Genomic DNA, 19,470 nt, shown 5'->3' with positions numbered 1-19,470 from the left:
AGGAATCGTAATGGCTAAAAAGATGCCGGAGATCGGCGATTACAAATATGGTTTTGCAGATAAAGACGTATCTGTTTTCCGTTCGGAACGTGGATTGACGCGTGAAATCGTGGAAGAAATTTCGAAAATGAAAGAAGAGCCGGAGTGGATGTTGAACTACCGCTTGAAATCACTTGAAATCTTCTACAGCAAGCCAATGCCACAATGGGGCGGCGACTTGAATTCGTTGAATTTTGACGAAATCACTTATTATGTCAAACCTTCCGAAGGGACAGAACGTTCGTGGGATGAAGTACCGGAAGAAATCAAGCGTACGTTTGATAAACTTGGGATTCCTGAAGCGGAGCAGAAATACCTTGCAGGTGTTTCCGCACAATATGAATCGGAAGTTGTTTATCACAACATGAAAGAAGATCTTGAAGAACTAGGAATAGTCTTTAAGGACACGGATTCCGCATTGAAGGAAAATGAAGAACTCTTCAAAAAATATTGGGGTACGGTCATTCCGAATTCCGACAACAAGTTCTCTGCTTTGAACTCTGCTGTCTGGTCAGGTGGGTCATTCATCTATGTGCCACCAGGTGTGAAAGTGGATACGCCACTACAAGCCTATTTCCGTATCAACTCGGAAAACATGGGTCAGTTCGAGCGTACACTGATCATCGTTGATGAAGGGGCAAGCGTACACTATGTTGAAGGTTGTACAGCACCTGTCTATACAACAAACTCCCTGCACAGTGCGGTTGTAGAGATCATCATCAAAAAAGACGCATACTGCCGCTATACAACGATTCAGAACTGGGCGAACAACGTTTACAACCTTGTAACGAAGCGTGCAGTTTGTGAAGCAAACGCAACGATGGAATGGGTTGACGGTAACATCGGTTCGAAATTGACGATGAAATACCCGGCAATCATCCTAAAAGGCGAAGGCGCACGTGGAATGACGTTGTCGATTGCACTTGCAGGTAAAGGGCAACACCAAGATGCTGGTGCGAAAATGATGCACTTGGCTCCAAACACGTCATCGACAATCGTTTCCAAATCGATTTCCCAACACGGCGGAAAAGTGACGTACCGCGGAATCGTCCACTTCGGACGCAAAGCGGACGGCGCACGTGCCAACATCGAATGTGACACGCTCATCATGGATAAGCTATCCACATCCGATACAATTCCATACAACGAAATCCTGAACGACAACATTTCACTTGAGCACGAAGCGAAAGTTTCCAAAGTATCAGAAGAGCAGCTCTTCTATCTCATGAGCCGCGGTATCCCTGAACTGGAAGCAACAGAAATGATCGTTATGGGCTTCATCGAGCCATTCACAAAAGAATTGCCGATGGAATACGCCGTAGAGATGAACCGTCTCATCAAGTTCGAGATGGAAGGATCTATTGGTTAATAACGATAAAGAAAAAACCGGCCATTCGTGCCGGTTTTTTTCATGCAATTTATTAATAGCGCTTCCCTGCGCTCGAAGAGATTGGTCCCGCGCTCAAAAAGCAGCTCCCGCGCTCAAAGAGCAGCCCTCCGCGCTCAAAGAGCAGCCCTCCGCGCTCAAAGAGCAGCCCCCCGCGCTCGAAGAGATTGGTCCCGCGCTCAAAAAGCAGCTCCCGCGCTCAAAGAGCAGCCCTCCGCGCTCAAAGAGCAGCCCTCCGCGCTCAAAGAGCAGCCCTCCGCGCTCAAAGAGCAGCCCCCCGCGCTCAAAGAGCAGCTCCCCGCGCTCAAAGAGCAGCTCCCCGCGCTCAAAGAGCAGCTCCCCGCGCTCAAAGAGCAGCTCCCCGCGCTCAAAGAGCAGCTCCCCGCGCTCAAAGAGTCGCTCCCCGCGCTCAAAGAGTCGCTCCCCGCGCTCAAAGAGTCGCTCCCCGCGCTCAAAGAGTCGCTCCCCGCGCTCAAAGAGCAGCTCCCCGCGCTCAAAAAACTGCTCCCGCGCTCAAAGAGATTGGCCCGGCGCTCAAAGAGCAGCTCCCCGCGCTCAAAGAGCAGCTCCCCGCGCTCAAAGAGCAGCCCCGCGCGCTCAAAAAGCAGCCCCCCGCGCTCAAAGAGCAGCCCCCGCGCTCAAAGAGCTGCATCCCACGCCCAAAGGAACACCCCAAAAGCTCAAAAGCCTCCCAAAACGCTCAATCACCAAGCAAACACAATTGTTACAAAGGACTTTCTGAGATATGATACTATGATAGTATTGTTTCATGAGAAAGGAAGGGCTAAACATTGATTGAAATCGGATTGACGGGTTGGGGAGATCATCCTGATGTATACGCCCCTTCTTCTTCAGCGAAGGATAAGCTGGTCGATTATAGCGCGCATTTTCCAGTCGTCGAATTGGACTCGACATTTTACGCGATTCAGCCGGAGCGAAATATACGTAAATGGATTGCGGAAACGCCTGACAATTTCCGTTTTATTGTCAAAGCTTATCAAGGGATGACAGGGCATCATCGTGGGGAACTTCCATATGCATCAGTCGAAGAGATGTACGAACAGTTTAGATTGTCCATTCAGCCTCTGCAGGATGCGGGGAAATTAGCGATGATTCTTGTGCAATTTCCGCCGTGGTTTGATTGTACCAAGGAAAATGTTCAGGAAATCCTTTTCATACGTAACAGGTTAGAAGGATTCGATATTGCGATCGAATTTAGGCATCAATCGTGGTATTCATCCGATTACCAAGAAGGGACTTTGGGTTTTTTACGTAAATGGAATCTCATTCATTCCGTTTGCGATGAGCCGCAAGCGGGGGATGGAAGCATTCCGCTCGTTCCGGAGACGACACGGGCAGATAAAGTGCTGTTCCGACTTCATGGTCGCAATGTGCAAGGGTGGCGTAACTTGTCAGGAGATGATCAGGCATGGCGGAAGGTCCGGTATTTATATAATTACGTGGATAGTGAACTGCAGGAAATCCAAACGGCGGTTCAAAAGTTGAAGGCGGAGACGGAAGAAGTGTTTGTCGTCTTTAATAACAACTCGGGTGGCCACGCGGCACAAAACGCGAAGCGTTTTCAAAAAATGCTCAATATCAATTACGAGCGTTTGGCGCCGAAACAGCTCGACTTTTTCGAAGGGGAATGGTAATGGAATTTGTTATTTTAGCGGTCATTGGCCTTGCGGCGGGCATCGTCGGGGCACTAGTAGGATTAGGTGGCGGGATCATATTGGTACCCGCAACACTCTTCTTCGGTATTAATTTAGGGATGATCGGCGGAATTACACCGCAAAGTGTTGTCGGTCTATCCGTCGTCATGATGATTTTTACAGGGCTTTCTTCAACATTAGCGTATATGAAAACAAAAACGATCGACTATCGAAGTGGATTTATCTTCTTCGCGGGAAGTGTTCCTGGGACGATATTAGGAGCTTATGTCAATAAAGGATTGGATTTACCCTCATTTAATTTATACTTCGGCATATTATTAATCATACTATCCACACTTTTACTTGTTCGAAAATATTTGAAACCGGTCAGTTGGTTTGTGAATCATGGAAAACAACGAAGTTTCACGGATCGTACGGGGGAGAATTTCGTATATGGCTACCCGGTTTGGTTTGCATTGCTATTGACCTTTGTCGTCGGGTTTTCTTCTGGTCTGTTCGGAATCGGTGGAGGCTCCATCATCGTTCCTGCCATGATTTTACTTTTTCTATTTCCCCCGCATGTCGCAGTCGGGACATCGATGTTCATGGTACTTCTATCGGCTCTCGTCAATTCAGCAACACATATCACACTTGGAAACGTGCCTTGGCTTTATACGATTCCAGTCGTTCCGGCAGCCTACATCGGGGCGAAAGTCGGCGCGTATCTGAATCAGAAAATGAAATCGGAAACGCTTGTGTTTGCATTGCGTATCACGCTTCTATTGCTTGGAATCAGGTCCATTATTGACGGGATTTTGGGGTGACCTTATGGAACAGATGAATGAAATAATCCACATCTATCATACGAATGATGTCCACAGTCACTTTGAGAGCTGGCCACAAATCAGCCGGTTTCTTCGCGAGCGGAAACGGCATCATCTTAATCTTGGGGATGCTTGCTTCGTCTTCGATATCGGTGACTTTGTTGATCGCTCGCATCCATTCACGGAAGGGACAGCAGGAAAAGGCAACACCCATTTGTTGAATCAAGCGGGGTATGATGCGGTGACCATCGGCAATAATGAAGGGATTACGATGTCCAAAACGGCACTGAACATGCTCTATGAGGATGCCAACTTCGATATCGTGCTGGGCAATTTGTGGGATGACGGACAATACCCGGATTGGGCGATTCCCTCCGTCATATACACGACTGGGAAAGGCACCCGGATCGGACTCATCGGAGCTACGGCGGAGTACCAAGCTTTCTATTCAAAACTCGGTTGGCAAATCACGCCTCCCCGGGAAACATTAAAACAACTAGCTGAACAGATGAGGGACGAGGTAGATGTGATCGTCTGTCTATCGCATATGGGCATTCATGAAGACAAACGCCTTGCAGCGGAGTGTCCGATCATTGACGTCATTTTAGGCGCGCATACCCATCATGTACTCCCAGAAGGCGAGTTTATTGGACCTGTCTTATTAGCAGCAACGGGAAAATATGGGGAATACGTTGGGCATGTGACGCTAAAAATCAGCTTGGATGCAAAGGAGATCACCGATCGAAAAGCGCTTCTCTACCGGACCGATCAGTTGACGCATGGGGAAGAAGATGTGCGGGAAATGAATCGGTTGATCGATGCAGGGAATCAAGCGATGAGCGAAAAGGTATTTTTCAATCCGATCCCATTGCGTCAAAATCTTTTTGGAGAAAGTGAACTATCCTCTTTTTTTGCAAGAGCACTCATCGCGTACACGGAAGCGGATTGTGCCCTGTTCAATGCGGGGATTTTTCTAGGAAGCCTCGAAAAAGGATGGGTGTCAAGAGGCGATCTTCATGCGCTCTTGCCTCATCCGATTAATCCATGTGTCGTCACGTTAGACGGTCAGTTGCTGATGGAAGTCTATGAACAATCCTTAAACAAGGAATGGCCTGAAATTGAAATCAAAGGGCTTGGCTTTCGGGGGACTTTAATGGGCGCGATGATCCATGAAAGGCTTTACCAAAATCGCTATGGGCAGTTATTTGCTGGGAATCGGGAAGTGCTAGCAGGGAGGACCTATACGCTAGCAACGTTGGATATGTTCACATTCGGTTTTTTCTTTCCAGCGTTGAAAGAGGCTGAAAAAGATTATTACATGCCCGAGTTGATAAGAGATATTTTTGGATGGTATGGAAAAGAACAAAATATAGATTGATACCTTCAGTTCTAGCAATAAACCAACGTATGAACTCCTCCTATACTGCATAATGTGGGATAGGAGGAGTTGTTTTGAAATTTCATGGGCAAGTGACAAGGAAAACACGAAAAAGGAAAACGAAAAGAAAGCTATTCCCGCTCCTTATTCCCGTATTTTTAATCTCAATCGGACTTTTCCTTTATGCGGTCAACGCTGGACTCGCGCCTATCTACATACAATATGCAGAAGTGCAAACAGAGCAGATTGCAGCTCATGTAATTAACAAAGCACTTACTTCAAAAAAGTTCTCAATGCCAAGTAATGAAGAACTTTTTCAAACGATCCCCAATGATCCTAACGGCGCTATCGCCATCAATGGAGAAGCTACAAGTAGGGTATTGGCGGATGTACATGAGCTTGTTACTACCTATCTAAAAGAGGCGGAAGCAGGGAATCTGGACGTATTGCCTTTGGATGAGAATATTCAATACAATCAAGATGCAATGGAGAAACAAGGGGGAGTGGTATTTTACGTACCGGTTGGGCAAGCAGCGAACATTCCATTGCTTGGGAACTTAGGACCTAAAATTCCTATACGTCTTCACGTCATCGGCGCTGTCCATGCGGATATTGAAACGACCAATAGCGCATTTGGTATTAACAATGGAATACTTGAAGTAAATGTAGTCGTAACGGTAAATGTCCAAATCATCGTGCCGCTTGCCACACAAAAAAGCGTCGTGACGCAGAAAGTTCTTGTAGGATCGATCTTAGTTCCAGGCAAGGTTCCACCCGTCTACAGTAGTGGAGGAGATAATTCACCAAGTGTTGAGATACCTTTTCCAATTGAAATACCTGGAGATGGACAATAAGAAAATAAAGAGGGAAGTGATGAGATCTCGTCACTTCTCTCTTTATTTTTCCAATAATTTCATAAAGAAAAAAGGTTTTGACAATAGTAAGATAGGCGTATATACTAGGCAATAAGATTATATAATAATCTGAAAATGGTAAACTTTTAAACTCAAATGATAACTGGGGGGATCACATTTGAAATTGAAAAAGTGGCTAAGTGTTTTTGCTGTTTCAACACTTATCGTTGGATTGTTGGCAGCATGTGGAGCGGACAATGACACAAGCAGTGGAGAATCAGGTGAATCCAATGATAGCGAGACGATTAAAATCGGCGTGAACTTGGAATTATCCGGAGCGGTTGCCTCTTATGGAACGTCTGAAGCGGCGGGGATTGATCTTGCTGTCGAAGAGATCAATGCAGCAGGCGGGATTGAAGGCAAGCAAATTGAAATCGTTAAAATCGATAACAAATCAGATAATGCGGAAGCGACAAGTGCGGCAATCCGCCTAGCAGAGCAGGACAAGGTGGTAGCCATCATCGGGGCGGCAACGAGTGGTGCGACCGTGGCACAAGCGCAAATTGCAAACGACAAACAAGTACCGCTTATCAGCCCTTCTGGGACAAGCCCTTCTGTAACAGTTAGAGAAGATGGTGGAGTGAATGAGTACGTATTCCGTACATCCTTTATTGATCCTTTCCAAGGAACGGTGGCAGCGAACTTTGCAGCCAATGAACTAAAAGTGAAAAATGTAGCAATCTACTCCGATAATGCAAGCGATTACTCAAAAGGTCTTGCAGCTTCCTTCAAGAAAGATTTCGAAGCGGCCGGTGGTAAAATTGTATCAAATGAGTCATATGTAGCGAAAGACTCAGATTTCCGATCTACACTGACTCGCATCAAGTCAGAAAATCCGGAATTCATTTTCATCCCGGGATACTATGAAGAAGTCGGTTTGATCGTCAAACAAGCTCGTGAGATGGGTATCGATGTCCCATTGATGGGAGCAGATGGCTGGGATTCACCAATTCTTTTGGATTTGGCAGGAGCGGATGCGTTGAATAATACATTCACGACCAACCATTATTCTTCTGAAGATCCAGATGGGAAAATCCAAGAATTCAGTAAGAAATTTGAGGAGAAGTACGGAAAAGCGCCAGACGCTTTCAACGCACTCGGTTATGACACTGTTTACTTACTAGCAGATGCCATTCAGCGTGCAGGTGGACCAGATTCCACAAAAATCAAAGATGCATTGGCTGAAACAAAAGACCTTGAGTTGATTACAGGCCTTTACTCAGTGGACGAAAATCATCACCCGATCAAATCCGCTACGATTTTGGAATATAAAGACGGGGAAACCGTATTTAAAACGAAAGTCAATCCATGATTTCACTTGTTTGACAGGCTTGGTACGAGAGAACGAAGTAAGTTCAATGTAAAAAATGAACGCAACTTCAAAGAAGTGTAATGAAGTGGGAGGAACGGGAGGGGGATGATCCTCCTCCCGTTCTTTTTCTTTTTTTAGAAGGGAGTGGAAAGGATGGAATGGCTACAACAGCTGATAAACGGTATATCGCTCGGAAGCATCTATGCATTGATCGCACTCGGTTATACGATGGTTTACGGAATTATAAAGCTTATTAACTTTGCCCATGGTGAAATTTTCATGATTGGTGCTTTTATCGGTTATTTTACAATTGCCGGTTGGGGACTTGGTTTCTTTCCCGCACTACTTATCTCGATGGTCTCTTGTGCGATTATCGGCGTGATCATCGAGCGCGTAGCGTATAAAAGATTGCGGAATGCGACGAGAATCGCCGCCTTGATTACAGCAATCGGAGTTTCCTTATTAATTCAGAATGGTGTCATCTATATGCGAGGGGCACAACCAGTGGCATATCCTTCCGATTTTGCCAACAAAACGTTCAACTTGTTCGGTGCTCAAATTAGCAGTCAATCGATTCTGATTCTAACAGTTTCCGTGACATTGATGATCATCCTTCAATTTATTGTACATAAAACGAAAATCGGAAAAGCGATGCGCGCTGTATCCTACGACGCCGATGCAGCGAGGCTGATGGGCATCAATGTGGACAATACCATTTCTGCCACATTTGCGATCGGCTCTGCTTTGGCTGGCGCGGCAGGTGTCATCTTCGGTATTTACTATACAAAGATCGACCCGCTCATGGGGGTCATTCCCGGTTTGAAAGCATTCGTAGCGGCCGTCCTTGGTGGAATCGGCATTATCCCCGGAGCGATGGTCGGAGGGCTTGTACTTGGGGTTGTCGAAACGATTGTCAGTGCGCTCGGCTTTTCACTGTGGAGAGATGCAGCGGCATTCGTCATTTTGATCTTGATCCTCATTTTAAAACCGTCTGGCATCTTTGGTAAAAATACACGAGAGAAAGTGTAGGTGACATCAGTTTATGAAAAAATCAAAACAATTTTGGGTATTCATTGGTGTAGCCATCGTGGTGTATGCGGTTGTTCAAATGCTGATCAATGGAGGCAATTTAAATAGTTTCTATACGAACACGTTAATATTTATGTCCATTAATATTATGTTGGCTGTCAGTCTCCATCTAGTGATCGGCATTACAGGCCAGTTTTCACTCGGGCATGCCGGATTTTTAGCAGTTGGAGCGTATATTTCGGCCATTGTCACGATGAAGTTCCATCTGCCGTTTATCGTAGCCATTTTGGCGGCGGGCATCGTTGCGACAATCGCAGGGCTGATCATCGGCATTCCGAGCTTGCGGCTTAGAGGGGATTATTTGGCGATTGCTACACTTGGTTTTGCGGAAATCATCCGGATTGTCTTTTTGAATATCGAATATGTCGGTGGGGCGGCGGGGATGCAAGTCACTCACTTAACGACTTGGACGTATACGTTCGTCTGCCTGATGATCACAGTTCTTGTTATCGTCAATTTTACCAATTCCAGACATGGGCGTGCTTGCATATCGGTGCGGGAGAACGAAATCGCTTCAGATGCGATGGGGATTAACACCACCTATTATAAAGTGTTGGCATTCGCAATCGGGGCTTTTTTTGCGGGCATTGCGGGAGCATTGTATGCGCATAATTTCTATATTATCCAACCAGCGAACTTCGGGTTTTTAAAATCCATTGATATTTTGATTTACGTGGTTCTTGGAGGGCTTGGGAGTTTGTCAGGCGCGGTTGTCGCGACGATCTTGCTGACCGTCGTCTCCACATTCCTACAAGGGTATCCTGAAACGCGTATGATTATCTACAGTTTAGTCCTTATCATCGTCATGCTTTATCGTCCGAAAGGGTTGATGGGTACGATGGAAATTACGGATTACTTCAAGTTGTGGAGATTTTCGAAAGGAGGCAGCCACCATGGGCAGTGAGCCGTTATTACAAGTGAAAGACGTCGGCATCCAATTCGGTGGCTTAAAAGCCGTTTCGAATTTCAATATGGAAATTCATCAAGGGGAATTGGTCGGGCTGATCGGTCCGAACGGAGCGGGAAAGACGACGAGTTTCAACTTATTGACAGGCGTCTATACACCGACAGAAGGCGATATTGTTTTAAATGGTCGGCGCATTAACGGATTGGCTCCTTTCCAAGTGACAAGGCTCGGCATCAGCCGGACTTTCCAGAATATCCGGCTATTTAACGAACTTTCCGTTTTGGATAATGTCAAAGTTGCGTATCATTCATTGGCGAAGCATTCGGTGTTAAGTTCCATGTTCCGTTTCCCCTCTCATTTTTCCGGTGAGAAAGAAATGGAAAAGAAAGCGATGGAGTTTCTGGAAATTTTCAACCTTGCCCAATATAAAGATGAAGATGCCAAAAATTTGGCTTATGGAAAACAGCGAAGGCTGGAAATTGCGAGAGCTTTGGCTGCGGGTCCTCAGTTATTATTGCTCGATGAACCTGCCGCAGGGATGAACCCGCAGGAGACGAAGGATCTTATGGAGCTCATTGCTTTTGTCCGTGAAAAGTTCAACTTGACCATTTTATTGATTGAACATGATATGAATTTGGTCATGGGGATTTGTGAGCGCATTTACGTGTTGGATCATGGTGTGCTTCTTGCTGAGGGAACTCCTGAAGAAATCCGGAATAATCCAAAAGTTATCGAGGCTTATTTAGGGGAGGAAGTGCAAGATGAGCATGCTAAAGGTTGAAGACTTGAACGTTTACTATGGAAGCATCCATGCCCTGAAAGGCGTTTCTTTGCAGGTGGACCAGGGAGAAATCGTGACGCTCATCGGGGCGAACGGGGCTGGTAAAAGCACGTTGTTGAAAACATTATCGGGATTATTGAAACCGAAAAGCGGAGCGATCGCCTATTTGGATCAATCAATCGTTGGCAAGCCTGCACAAGCGATTGTCAAATCGGGTATCTCACATGTGCCGGAAGGAAGACGTGTATTTGCAGAAATGAGTGTGGAGGAGAACATTGAGCTAGGGGCTTTTCTCAGAACCGATAAGGCTGGCATTCAACAGGATTTAGAGAAAGTCTATAACATCTTCCCCCGATTGCATGAACGACGAAAACAATCCGCCGGTACATTATCGGGCGGGGAGCAACAGATGTTGGCGATGGGGCGGGCAATCATGGCGAAGCCTAAACTGCTGTTACTGGATGAGCCGTCGATGGGGCTGGCCCCGCTTATGGTGCAGACGATTTTTGAAGTTGTCAAAGATATCAATAAAGAAGGTACGACCATCCTACTTGTCGAGCAGAACGCCAATATGGCCTTATCCGTCGCCAACAGAGCTTATGTCATCGAAACCGGAAAAGTCATTCTTTCAGGTACACCTGACGAACTGCAAGCGAGTGAGGAAATTAAAAAAGCTTATCTCGGTGGCCATTAACGGTCTCAGAAAATGTCCTCGTTTTGAAATAAGGTAAAAAGAAAGGGAAGTGCTTAAGCAATCGCACTTTCCTTTTTGCTTCAAGAAAATGTGAGTATCGATCCGTTATATGTTTCACTGAGGTTGTTTGAAGTCAGAATATATGATACATTGACATCATAGAAAGTATTTAAGTTCGTATGGATTGGAGTCGATGATCTTGTCATGCAGACCAGAACAAGGAAATAGAACGGAGCATGTAAGAAAGCCGGATTGGTTAAAAATTAAGTTGAATACGAATGACAACTATACAGATTTGAAAAAATTGATGCGCGAGAACAATTTACATACGGTTTGTGAAGAAGCGCGTTGCCCGAACATTCACGAATGTTGGGGAGAACGTCGTACGGCTACATTCATGATTTTGGGCTCAGTGTGTACCCGGGCATGTCGTTTTTGTGCGGTTAAAACGGGATTGCCGACTGAGCTGGATATAGCAGAACCGGAACGTGTGGCAGATTCCGTGGCCCTGATGAATTTGAAACATGCGGTCGTGACGATGGTTGCACGTGACGATCAAAAAGACGGTGGCTCGGGGATCTTTGCTGAGACGATCCGTGCGATCCGAAGAAAAAGTCCGTTTACAACTGTGGAAGTCCTTCCATCCGATATGGCTGGCGAGTACGATAACTTAAAGCGTCTGATGGATGCCAAACCGGATATCTTGAACCACAATATCGAAACGGTTCGGCGCTTGACTCCGAGAGTGCGTGCGCGTGCGACATACGAGCGTTCATTGGAACTTTTACGCCGTGCTAAAGAAATGCAGCCCGACATTCCGACAAAATCATCCTTGATGCTCGGTCTTGGAGAGACACATGAAGAAATCTTGGAGACGATGGACGATCTCCGTGCGAATAATGTAGACATCATGACGATCGGCCAATATTTGCAACCGACGAAAAAGCATTTGAAAGTGCAGAAATACTATTCGCCGCAAGAATTCGGAGAACTAAGAAAAATTGCGATGTCAAAAGGCTTTTCACATTGTGAAGCTGGACCGCTTGTCCGTTCAAGCTATCACGCTGACGAACAAGTGAATTCGGCTGCGAAAGAAAGACAGCGTCAAGGTGAGGAACAGCTTGAAGCAACTTTGCAAGGTTAATAAAGCTTATTCCAATGGCGGTGATCACTGAATGATAACGATTGACAATTGGCAGTTTGAGCTCGTAACAAACTACCGTGATGGCTATAACGAAGAAGCATTGCTGGCGAGGTATAGCGATGTGCTCTTGAAATACGATTATATATTGGGCGATTGGGGATACGGTCAGCTTCGGCTGAAAGGTTTTTTCGACGACCGTAACCAGAAGTCGACCTATGAAACAAAAATCAGTACTTTGCAAGATTATCTATACGAATATTGTAATTTTGGCTGTGCCTATTTTGTATTGAAAAAAACAGGACGGGTGAAGCAGGAATCCTCAACTGCCTCCATGTCCAATGAATGAGTTGATCGTGTATGGATGAATATGAGTCCATACACGTTTTTTTATGATTGATAAGAAATAGGCAGTCATGCGTAGTTTTCTTTCGATATCAGTATATTGAGGTAATGATTCTTCAATCTGAAAGTTATGGTATTATGGGAATAGATCAATCATCAACTGGAGGGAAATTCCGTGTATTTTGTTGACCGAAACCAAATTAATGAAACACTCGACTATATGGAAGAATTATTAGCAACTTATAAAGATGGAAGCCGTTGGGCGGAAGAAGAGGTCCGTTCATTAGCACTGGAAAGAATTGTCCATGTCATCATCGAATCGATCCTCGATGTCGGGAATGCGATGATTGACGGATTCATCATGCGGGATCCGGGGAGTTATGAGGATATTATTGACATCATGGAAGATGAGCGCGTTATTTCGGCTGAGATGGCAGGGCCGTTAAAAAGAGTGATCGAGTTAAGAAAAATGATCGTGCGCGATTTCACGAAAGTCGATGCACAAGAGATCAATGGAATCATTTCCGAGGAAATAGATTTTCTTGAAGGATTCCCGGATAAGGTGCGTCACTATTTGGAAAATGAGCTTGGACCGGTCTCTGCATTTTTACCGGAGGAACAGCGATGATCCATCAGTACAAAGCGATTTGTCTGGACTTGGATGGAACGGTTTACCGTGGAACCGAGCCGATTGCCGAAGCGGTCGAGTTCATTGCCAATGCACAGCAATTGGGGGTGGACCCGTACTTTATTACTAATAATGCATCCATGACGCGTGTGCAAATACAGGAAAAGCTGAAGGGATTCGGTATCCAAGCGAATGTGGAGCATATTATGACGTCGGCCATTGCAGCCGCAAAATATTGCAAGAAAATGGCTGAAGGTGCTACTGTCATGATGATTGGTGAAATTGGATTGGAAGAAGCACTGAAGGCGGAAGGTATCCGTCTAACAAAGCATGACCCCGATGTCGTTATGATGGGCATTGATAGAGGGGTGACCTATTCAAAATTAGCGGATGCATGCTTGGCAATTCGTGCAGGTGCCCATTTCATTGCTACAAATGGAGACAAAGCCATTCCAACAGAAAGAGGATTGCTTCCGGGAAATGGGTCATTTGTGACATTGATGGAAACTGCGTCAGGAAAAAAACCAGTCTTTATCGGGAAACCGGAGCCTTATATGCTGGAGTTCATCCAACAGATGGGGAATTACCGGAAAGAAGAAATGATCATGGTTGGCGATAATTACGATACGGACATACAGGCTGGTATCCGTTTCGGCATCGATACATTGCATGTGGCAGGCGGAGTTACTTCTAAAGAGGACTTGCTTTTGAAAAAAGAGCAACCGACTTACCACGTTCCGACATTGTTGGATTGGAAATAACCATCAACTTAAGAAGAGATGTGAAATAGAAAAAACTACCCACAACGATTTGCGGGTAGTTTTTATCTTCATTCAGCAGAAGACTTCCACCTCTATAGGTGGCTAGATGAATGCAGTTTTGTTTCTTGTTCAGCGGGTGTTCAAAAGCCCGCTGAACGAAGATAAAGCCTCCGGCGGATGTCACAGATTTTGAAAGGAATTAAGGAAGGCAACCTAAGTTAGCCGCGTCCTGCGGCAACGGTTGCATGACCAACGTCCTTTTGGCCTCAAGCTCGATTCAAAATCTGGACGCAATTACGCCGAGGCGTAATTGATGCTCAAAAGAGCGGATTATCTTCAATGAATTGGTAAATACGGCTTGTCAGCTCTTCTGGTGTGTCGGCTTCGACAATTTCACCGTTGACGATCGCATAAAGACTTTCGGCACATTTCGTACAATAGCTCAGACAACCATACTCCAAGACATCTAAATTCGGATCTTTTTCCAATGCTTCAAAAGTTTCTTGTGAACCGTTTGCAATATTACTCATGCAAAACTCGACAATCGGATTCACGACACTCACCTCACCTAATAGAAATCCTACTCTTTTTTACCCTTTAGGTCAATTGCTGCGTCTTATTGTGAAACTTGTCACAAACTGATATAATCGAACTTGAGAAAAGAGCGGACTATTAGGATGACGAAGGAGCAAAGCGATGAGAAAACTTGTATTATTAGGTGCCGGATACGGAAATATGCGTATTTTGTTGCGTCTATTGACGAAAGAACTGCCGGAAGATGTCGAAATAACACTGGTAGATCGGACTCCATTCCATAGTTTGAAGACAGAATTTTATGCACTTGCTGCAGGTACAGTATCGGACGCGGAAGTGCGTGTACCACTGCCGGAGCATGAGCGATTGAAAGTGGTCGGTGGTGAGATCATCGACATCAGACCGGACGAAAAATGTGTTTATTTGGATGATGGAAAGCAAATTGCCTACGATGAGCTCGTAATCGGTCTAGGATGCCAAGATAATTACCACGATGTGCCTGGAGCTGCGGAGAATACGTATAGTATCCAGACGATCGGAAGATCGAGGGTCACTTATGAAAAATTGCTAGGACTAGGCGGAGGAGCGACTGTCGGAATCGTCGGAGCGGGTCTAAGCGGAATCGAGCTCGCGAGTGAATTGCGGGAAAGTAGACCGGATTTGACCATTAAACTGTTCGATCGCAGTCCGCGGGTGTTACGGGACTTTCCAGAAAGACTTAGTAACTATGTCCAAAGCTGGTTTGATAAGCATAACGTGGAAGTGGTATCCAACTCCAATATTACGAAAGTTGAACCGAACGTCTTGCATAATCATGAAGAGACGATCTCGGTCGATGCAGTCGTTTGGACTGCTGGAATCCGTCCTGTTACGCCAGTGCAAAACTTGAATACGGAAAAAGACCGCTCGGGACGAGTAAAATTGAATATGTATCATCAATTACCGGACTATAAAGACGTCTATGTGGTCGGGGATTGTGCTTCTTTGCCTTATGCGCCAAGTGCACAAGTTGCGGAAGAACAGGCGGAGCAAATTGTCCGCGTGTTACGCAATGTCTGGAATAATGAGCCATTACCGGAAAGTATGCCGGAAATCAAACTAAAAGGGTTCCTCGGTTCCCTCGGTAAAAAGCAAGGATTCGCTTATTTGGCGGATCGCACAGTAACAGGTCGGATCGCGCGTTTGTTGAAGTCCGGGGTGCTCTGGATGTACAAATGGCACAACGGGTAACTTGCTACAGCCGATGCTTCTATCTAGATATTGAAGCGTAAGATAGAAAACTATCCGGCCTTTTGCAGTGGGAGAATCGATGATTGCCAAAAAAACCTTGGGCGCCATTTCCAGTCCAAGGTTTTCTCAATTATAGGCAACTGTTATCAATGCCGCTGTTTGTCGTTACTTATGCTTGTGCAACATAACCATGCTTTTCAAGCGCGTTAAAAACGGGCTTCAATTGGATATAGCCTTCACCGATCATTTCATCTTCGATCATGACGAGCGGGTAGAAAAACTCATCATTTTGCACTTGTTCAGCGATGCCTTGCTGTCGTGCATCCGTGATGGAAGAATAGATATCGATATACTCGATATCATAAGGCTGGTTCGGATATTTCCGATCGATTGCAGCTTGTAGCCATTCATAAGTATCTTTTGACGAAGGTGCATTGACACAACTTGCACAAACGACTTCGGCCCCGAAGATTTCAATCTTTACCTTGTTTGTCGCCATAAAAAACGCCTCCAGAATCATTGTTGGATTTTTTATTGAATCCAGTTTATAATAAGTATAAGGAAAGGAGAGGTAAAAAACAATGACAGATGCAACGATGACAGAATCAGTACAAGAAGTTTTAGATAAATTACGCCCATTCCTCTTGCGTGACGGAGGAGACTGTGAACTTGTCGATATTGAAGATGGTATTGTGAAACTTCGTCTTCTAGGCGCTTGCGGCACATGCCCAAGTTCTACGATCACACTTAAAGCAGGGATTGAACGTGCATTGCTTGAAGAAGTTCCTGGCGTAGTTGAAGTAGAACAAGTATTTTAACTTGATTCAGCGAAAATTCACTACTTCCATAAGTGGTGGGATGAATGCCAGAATGCATTTCAATTAGTGGTAGTCTAAACTCCCTGCTGATTCAAGTTAAGCCTCCGGCGGATGTCAGGGATTTTGAAAGGGATCAATTGCGTTTATCTAAGTGCCTTAATTTCTGCAAAAAACGCAGAAATACGGCAAATCGAACCCTTTGCTGTTCGATTCGCAATTCAAAATCCCGACGCAATTACGCCGAGGCGTAATTGATTGATGATGTACGAGCAAAGCGGACCATTTTTGGTCCGCTTATTTTATATTCTCTCTTATTTCCTGCCACCGTTCTTTAGCCATCTGAACGATTTTCGGTTCATGCGATGTCCGTTGTTGTTCGAGGACCCGGGAGAAATTTCGGATCGCTTCTTCGCGATCTCCGATTTTCCAAGAAAGTTCACCGATCAAATACAATACTCTCGATTCGGACATTTGCGTCCCGGCATAGTCACCGGTCGAATAGGAATCGATATAGGCATTACGTGCAATCGACAAAAAACGCGTTTCTTCATGATCTGCATGCAAGTCACGATAGAGCCAGGCAATCCGCAACGTAATGCCGGCAATGGAAAGCGGCTTTTCTTTTTTATACAAAGCGCTTAAATAGGCCAGTTTATACGTTTCAATCGCTTCCTCTATTGTCCGGGTCGAGCTGAATGAACGATGATTCCAATGCGCTGTGATCTTGCTTGCAATCGTCTCTTTCGTTCCCGGAGCGAAATAAGGGGAGAACTCATCCGTGAATGAAAAACCGCAATGAGGACAGACAGACACGTTATAGAATAATGGATTGATGTCCAAATTTGAGTAAACAGGTTTGAAGTCGCTTTCGTGAGAGGTGACCCGAACGAACCGCGAACGGATTTTTGTAGAAGCGAATTTCTCTTGGCAATTCAGACAGTTGAATTGTTTAGCATAAAATGGACTGATATCCACTCATCTCATCCTTTCGTACTAATATTTTTATTATAACTTAAATCGAAAGATATAGAATGGTTTTTAACTTATTTAAGCCAAAGTACCTCTGAGGTTGTCACGAAATTTACATAACCACAGAAGTATAATTAATTGCGTTCCTCATTAAATTACTGCTATGATGAGAAGACAAAATAAAGGAAGGTGAGCACGATTGGCTGAAGTTGTTGAAGTTACAGAGGCAGCGGCATTTCATGTCAAGAAAATGATGCAACACAATGAGGAAGAAGGTTCCTTCTTACGAATTGGAGTCAATGGTGGTGGGTGTAGCGGCCTGACATATGGAATGGGATTTGATGCTGAAAAGTCGGCAGAGGATCTTTTATTGGAACAGCATGGCTTACAAATACTCGTATCCAGCGAAGATGCTCCAATCCTCGAAGGCACAATAGTTGACTATAAAGAGTCCCTCATGGGGGGCGGATTTACCATAAATAATCCGAATGCCATTGCAGCTTGTGGTTGTGGAACTTCTTTTAGAACGGCAACAAAAAAAGGAACTCCGGCGGAATGCTGATTGCCGGGTCCACCCTCCCATATTAAAAATTGGGAGGTTTTTTCTTTGCCAAAAGGCGATGCTATTCAGTATTTTCAAAGATTTTCTATTTCAAATATAGTGTTGAAATGACCTATCAAAAGGGCTACTATAAGAGATAGAGGTTTGTCGAGAAGATGACAAAAGCCGGGACTGTGTAAATTTTCGGACTTACCGATTTCACGTTGCCGGTCACATAAAAAAATTAAAGGTGGTTTCGATCTTCGTGAAAAGACCGACAATTTTAGTTTTAGGCGCAGGATACGGCGGATTGTCAACAGTCGTCAATTTGCAAAAATCGCTAGGAACTGACGATGCTGATATCGTACTTATAAACAAAAATGATTATCACTATGAAGCGACATGGCTCCATGAAGCGGCTGCAGGAACATTGACTCCTGAACAAGTCCGATACGATATTAAACGGGTCATCAATGAGCAAAAAGTGAAATTCATCAAAGCGGAAGTTAAAGGGATTGACGTAAAAGAGAAAGTCGTAACATCCGATGCGGGAACGCATACATATGATTATCTAGTCATTTCCCTAGGTTTCGAAGGAGAGACTTTCGGAATCCCGGGATTGGACAAATATGCATTCTCCATCGCCAATGTAAAAGCGGCGCGTCAAATCCGTGATCATATCGATTACCAATTCGCAACATGGTCTCTTGAAGATGAGAAAGATGATAGTCGTCTAACGATCATCGTGGGAGGCGCTGGCTTCACTGGAATTGAATACCTTGGAGAACTTGGTAACCGAGTCCCTGAACTATGCAAGGAGTATGATGTGCCGGCTGAAAAGGTACGCGTCATTTGCGTAGAAGCGGCTCCGATGGTTCTACCTGGATTTGACCCGGAACTGGTGAAATATGCAGTGGGTCAATTGGAAGCGAAAGGCATCGAGTTTTCAATCGGTACGCCGGTCGTTGAAGCGACACCAGAAGGCGTTAAAATTAAAAAAGGCGAAGATGAGTTTGAATTCATCAAAGCCGGTACAGTTGTATGGGCAGCAGGTGTCCGTGGAAACCGTCTGATTGAAGAGACAGGTATTGAAAACATGCGGGCTCGCGTCAAAGTCGAAACAGATCTTCGCGCACCAGGTTATTCGGATGTCTTCATCATTGGTGACTGTGCATTGATGATCAATGAAGAAACGAATCGTCCATATCCGCCGACTGCACAAATTGCTATGCAACAAGGCGATATGTGTGCGAACAATATTGTCGCACTATTGAAAGGTCAACCGACAGCGCAGTTTGTACCGGATTTAAAAGGTAGCGTTTGTTCACTTGGTCATGACGATGCAATCGGTGTCGTTTACGGTAAAAAATTGACAGGTACAAAAGCTTCCTTCATGAAAAAAGTAGTCGATAACCGATCACTCTTTTTAATTGGCGGACTTGGTCTGACGATGAAAAAAGGTAAATTCAACTTCTTTTGATAAATAACAAAAGCACCTGCCGATTTAACGGTAGGTGCTTTTT

At 45.0% G+C, this 19,470-nt stretch carries 21 protein-coding genes; 18 read left to right on the top strand and 3 right to left on the bottom strand.

Annotated features, from left to right (window positions below):
- Positions 1-10: 10 nt before the first annotated feature.
- From sufB to MHZ95_RS12195, 14 genes are all read left to right on the top strand, one after another.
- A complete protein-coding gene (sufB, locus tag MHZ95_RS12260) occupies positions 11-1,408 on the top strand; it encodes a Fe-S cluster assembly protein SufB (protein ID WP_239390909.1) in 1,398 nt (465 codons plus the stop codon).
- A gap of 809 nt (positions 1,409-2,217) precedes the next feature.
- Complete coding sequence (locus tag MHZ95_RS12255; protein WP_239390908.1) at positions 2,218-3,081, top strand: DUF72 domain-containing protein; 864 nt, start codon at positions 2,218-2,220, stop codon at positions 3,079-3,081.
- Complete coding sequence (locus MHZ95_RS12250; RefSeq protein WP_239390907.1) at positions 3,081-3,905, top strand: sulfite exporter TauE/SafE family protein; 825 nt, start codon at positions 3,081-3,083, stop codon at positions 3,903-3,905. Before MHZ95_RS12255 ends, MHZ95_RS12250 begins: the two co-directional genes overlap by 1 nt.
- A 4-nt stretch (positions 3,906-3,909) precedes the next feature.
- Positions 3,910-5,283 (top strand): bifunctional metallophosphatase/5'-nucleotidase, encoded by a 1,374-nt coding sequence (locus tag MHZ95_RS12245; RefSeq protein ID WP_239390906.1) that lies wholly within the window; start codon positions 3,910-3,912, stop codon positions 5,281-5,283.
- 74 nt (positions 5,284-5,357) lie between these two features.
- On the top strand, positions 5,358-6,137 hold the full coding sequence (gene yunB / locus MHZ95_RS12240; protein WP_239390905.1) for a sporulation protein YunB: 780 nt from the start codon (positions 5,358-5,360) through the stop codon (positions 6,135-6,137).
- Between the two features lie 184 nt (positions 6,138-6,321).
- The gene (locus MHZ95_RS12235; protein WP_239391189.1) at positions 6,322-7,509 is read left to right on the top strand and encodes an ABC transporter substrate-binding protein; all 1,188 of its coding nucleotides are present in this window, start codon (positions 6,322-6,324) and stop codon (positions 7,507-7,509) included.
- 153 nt (positions 7,510-7,662) lie between these two features.
- Positions 7,663-8,538 (top strand): branched-chain amino acid ABC transporter permease, encoded by an 876-nt coding sequence (locus MHZ95_RS12230; protein WP_239390904.1) that lies wholly within the window; start codon positions 7,663-7,665, stop codon positions 8,536-8,538.
- A gap of 13 nt (positions 8,539-8,551) precedes the next feature.
- The gene (locus MHZ95_RS12225; protein ID WP_239390903.1) at positions 8,552-9,502 is read left to right on the top strand and encodes a branched-chain amino acid ABC transporter permease; all 951 of its coding nucleotides are present in this window, start codon (positions 8,552-8,554) and stop codon (positions 9,500-9,502) included.
- Positions 9,492-10,286 (top strand): ABC transporter ATP-binding protein, encoded by a 795-nt coding sequence (locus tag MHZ95_RS12220; protein WP_239390902.1) that lies wholly within the window; start codon positions 9,492-9,494, stop codon positions 10,284-10,286. Before MHZ95_RS12225 ends, MHZ95_RS12220 begins: the two co-directional genes overlap by 11 nt.
- On the top strand, positions 10,273-10,980 hold the full coding sequence (locus tag MHZ95_RS12215; protein ID WP_239391187.1) for an ABC transporter ATP-binding protein: 708 nt from the start codon (positions 10,273-10,275) through the stop codon (positions 10,978-10,980). The genes MHZ95_RS12220 and MHZ95_RS12215 overlap by 14 nt, the downstream gene beginning before the upstream one ends.
- A gap of 193 nt (positions 10,981-11,173) precedes the next feature.
- On the top strand, positions 11,174-12,124 hold the full coding sequence (gene lipA / locus MHZ95_RS12210; protein WP_239390901.1) for a lipoyl synthase: 951 nt from the start codon (positions 11,174-11,176) through the stop codon (positions 12,122-12,124).
- 31 nt (positions 12,125-12,155) lie between these two features.
- Positions 12,156-12,470, top strand: coding sequence for a YutD family protein (locus tag MHZ95_RS12205; RefSeq protein WP_239390900.1), 315 nt, complete (start codon positions 12,156-12,158; stop codon positions 12,468-12,470).
- Between the two features lie 171 nt (positions 12,471-12,641).
- Positions 12,642-13,094, top strand: coding sequence for a DUF86 domain-containing protein (locus MHZ95_RS12200; protein ID WP_239390899.1), 453 nt, complete (start codon positions 12,642-12,644; stop codon positions 13,092-13,094).
- Positions 13,094-13,855 carry a TIGR01457 family HAD-type hydrolase gene (locus MHZ95_RS12195; RefSeq protein WP_239391186.1) on the top strand — a complete coding sequence of 254 codons (762 nt, stop codon included), beginning with the start codon at positions 13,094-13,096 and terminating at the stop codon, positions 13,853-13,855. Before MHZ95_RS12200 ends, MHZ95_RS12195 begins: the two co-directional genes overlap by 1 nt.
- A gap of 317 nt (positions 13,856-14,172) precedes the next feature.
- On the opposite strand, the gene MHZ95_RS12190 is transcribed toward MHZ95_RS12195, so the two are convergent.
- A complete protein-coding gene (locus MHZ95_RS12190) occupies positions 14,173-14,409 on the bottom strand; it encodes a YuzB family protein (RefSeq protein ID WP_239390898.1) in 237 nt (78 codons plus the stop codon).
- Positions 14,410-14,551: 142 nt separating this feature from the next.
- Here MHZ95_RS12190 and MHZ95_RS12185 point away from each other — a divergent pair, with 142 nt between their 5' ends.
- The gene (locus tag MHZ95_RS12185) at positions 14,552-15,619 is read left to right on the top strand and encodes an NAD(P)/FAD-dependent oxidoreductase (protein ID WP_239390897.1); all 1,068 of its coding nucleotides are present in this window, start codon (positions 14,552-14,554) and stop codon (positions 15,617-15,619) included.
- 169 nt (positions 15,620-15,788) lie between these two features.
- Here MHZ95_RS12185 and MHZ95_RS12180 read toward each other — a convergent pair whose 3' ends face one another.
- Entirely contained in the window at positions 15,789-16,118 is a 330-nt protein-coding gene (locus tag MHZ95_RS12180) for a YuzD family protein (protein WP_239390896.1), read from the bottom strand.
- A gap of 82 nt (positions 16,119-16,200) precedes the next feature.
- On the opposite strand from MHZ95_RS12180, the gene MHZ95_RS12175 reads away from it, so the two are divergent.
- Entirely contained in the window at positions 16,201-16,437 is a 237-nt protein-coding gene (locus MHZ95_RS12175) for a NifU family protein (RefSeq protein WP_239390895.1), read from the top strand.
- A gap of 294 nt (positions 16,438-16,731) precedes the next feature.
- Here the strand turns inward: MHZ95_RS12175 and MHZ95_RS12170 are convergent, their stop codons facing one another.
- Positions 16,732-17,412 (bottom strand): DUF2225 domain-containing protein, encoded by a 681-nt coding sequence (locus tag MHZ95_RS12170; RefSeq protein WP_239390894.1) that lies wholly within the window; start codon positions 17,410-17,412, stop codon positions 16,732-16,734.
- Between the two features lie 193 nt (positions 17,413-17,605).
- On the opposite strand from MHZ95_RS12170, the gene MHZ95_RS12165 reads away from it, so the two are divergent.
- Positions 17,606-17,968: a HesB/IscA family protein gene (locus tag MHZ95_RS12165; protein WP_239390893.1), complete on the top strand. Its 363-nt coding sequence runs from the start codon at positions 17,606-17,608 to the stop codon at positions 17,966-17,968.
- A gap of 244 nt (positions 17,969-18,212) precedes the next feature.
- Positions 18,213-19,427 carry an NAD(P)/FAD-dependent oxidoreductase gene (locus MHZ95_RS12160; RefSeq protein ID WP_239390892.1) on the top strand — a complete coding sequence of 405 codons (1,215 nt, stop codon included), beginning with the start codon at positions 18,213-18,215 and terminating at the stop codon, positions 19,425-19,427.
- The last annotated feature ends 43 nt before the right edge of the window (positions 19,428-19,470 follow it).

The organism is Sporosarcina sp. ACRSM (assembly GCF_022346545.1).
Classification (GTDB): Bacteria; Bacillota; Bacilli; order Bacillales_A; family Planococcaceae; genus Sporosarcina.
The sequence above is the reverse complement of the archived record's forward strand: the minus strand, read 5'-3'. Positions and strand labels throughout refer to the sequence as shown.

What these genes read in the sequence shown, in the direction of transcription:
- MHZ95_RS12205 (WP_239390900.1), top strand. Translation starts at nt 12,156, where the DNA reads ATGATAACGATTGACAATTGGCAGTTTGAGCTCGTAACAAACTACCGT.
- MHZ95_RS12175 (WP_239390895.1), top strand. Translation starts at nt 16,201, where the DNA reads ATGACAGATGCAACGATGACAGAATCAGTACAAGAAGTTTTAGATAAA.
- MHZ95_RS12230 (WP_239390904.1), top strand. Translation starts at nt 7,663, where the DNA reads ATGGAATGGCTACAACAGCTGATAAACGGTATATCGCTCGGAAGCATC.
- MHZ95_RS12215 (WP_239391187.1), top strand. Translation starts at nt 10,273, where the DNA reads ATGCTAAAGGTTGAAGACTTGAACGTTTACTATGGAAGCATCCATGCC.
- MHZ95_RS12220 (WP_239390902.1), top strand. Translation starts at nt 9,492, where the DNA reads ATGGGCAGTGAGCCGTTATTACAAGTGAAAGACGTCGGCATCCAATTC.
- MHZ95_RS12245 (WP_239390906.1), top strand. Translation starts at nt 3,910, where the DNA reads ATGGAACAGATGAATGAAATAATCCACATCTATCATACGAATGATGTC.
- MHZ95_RS12180 (WP_239390896.1), bottom strand. Translation starts at nt 16,118, where the DNA reads ATGGCGACAAACAAGGTAAAGATTGAAATCTTCGGGGCCGAAGTCGTT.
- MHZ95_RS12185 (WP_239390897.1), top strand. Translation starts at nt 14,552, where the DNA reads ATGAGAAAACTTGTATTATTAGGTGCCGGATACGGAAATATGCGTATT.
- MHZ95_RS12250 (WP_239390907.1), top strand. Translation starts at nt 3,081, where the DNA reads ATGGAATTTGTTATTTTAGCGGTCATTGGCCTTGCGGCGGGCATCGTC.
- MHZ95_RS12225 (WP_239390903.1), top strand. Translation starts at nt 8,552, where the DNA reads ATGAAAAAATCAAAACAATTTTGGGTATTCATTGGTGTAGCCATCGTG.
- sufB (WP_239390909.1), top strand. Translation starts at nt 11, where the DNA reads ATGGCTAAAAAGATGCCGGAGATCGGCGATTACAAATATGGTTTTGCA.
- lipA (WP_239390901.1), top strand. Translation starts at nt 11,174, where the DNA reads ATGATCTTGTCATGCAGACCAGAACAAGGAAATAGAACGGAGCATGTA.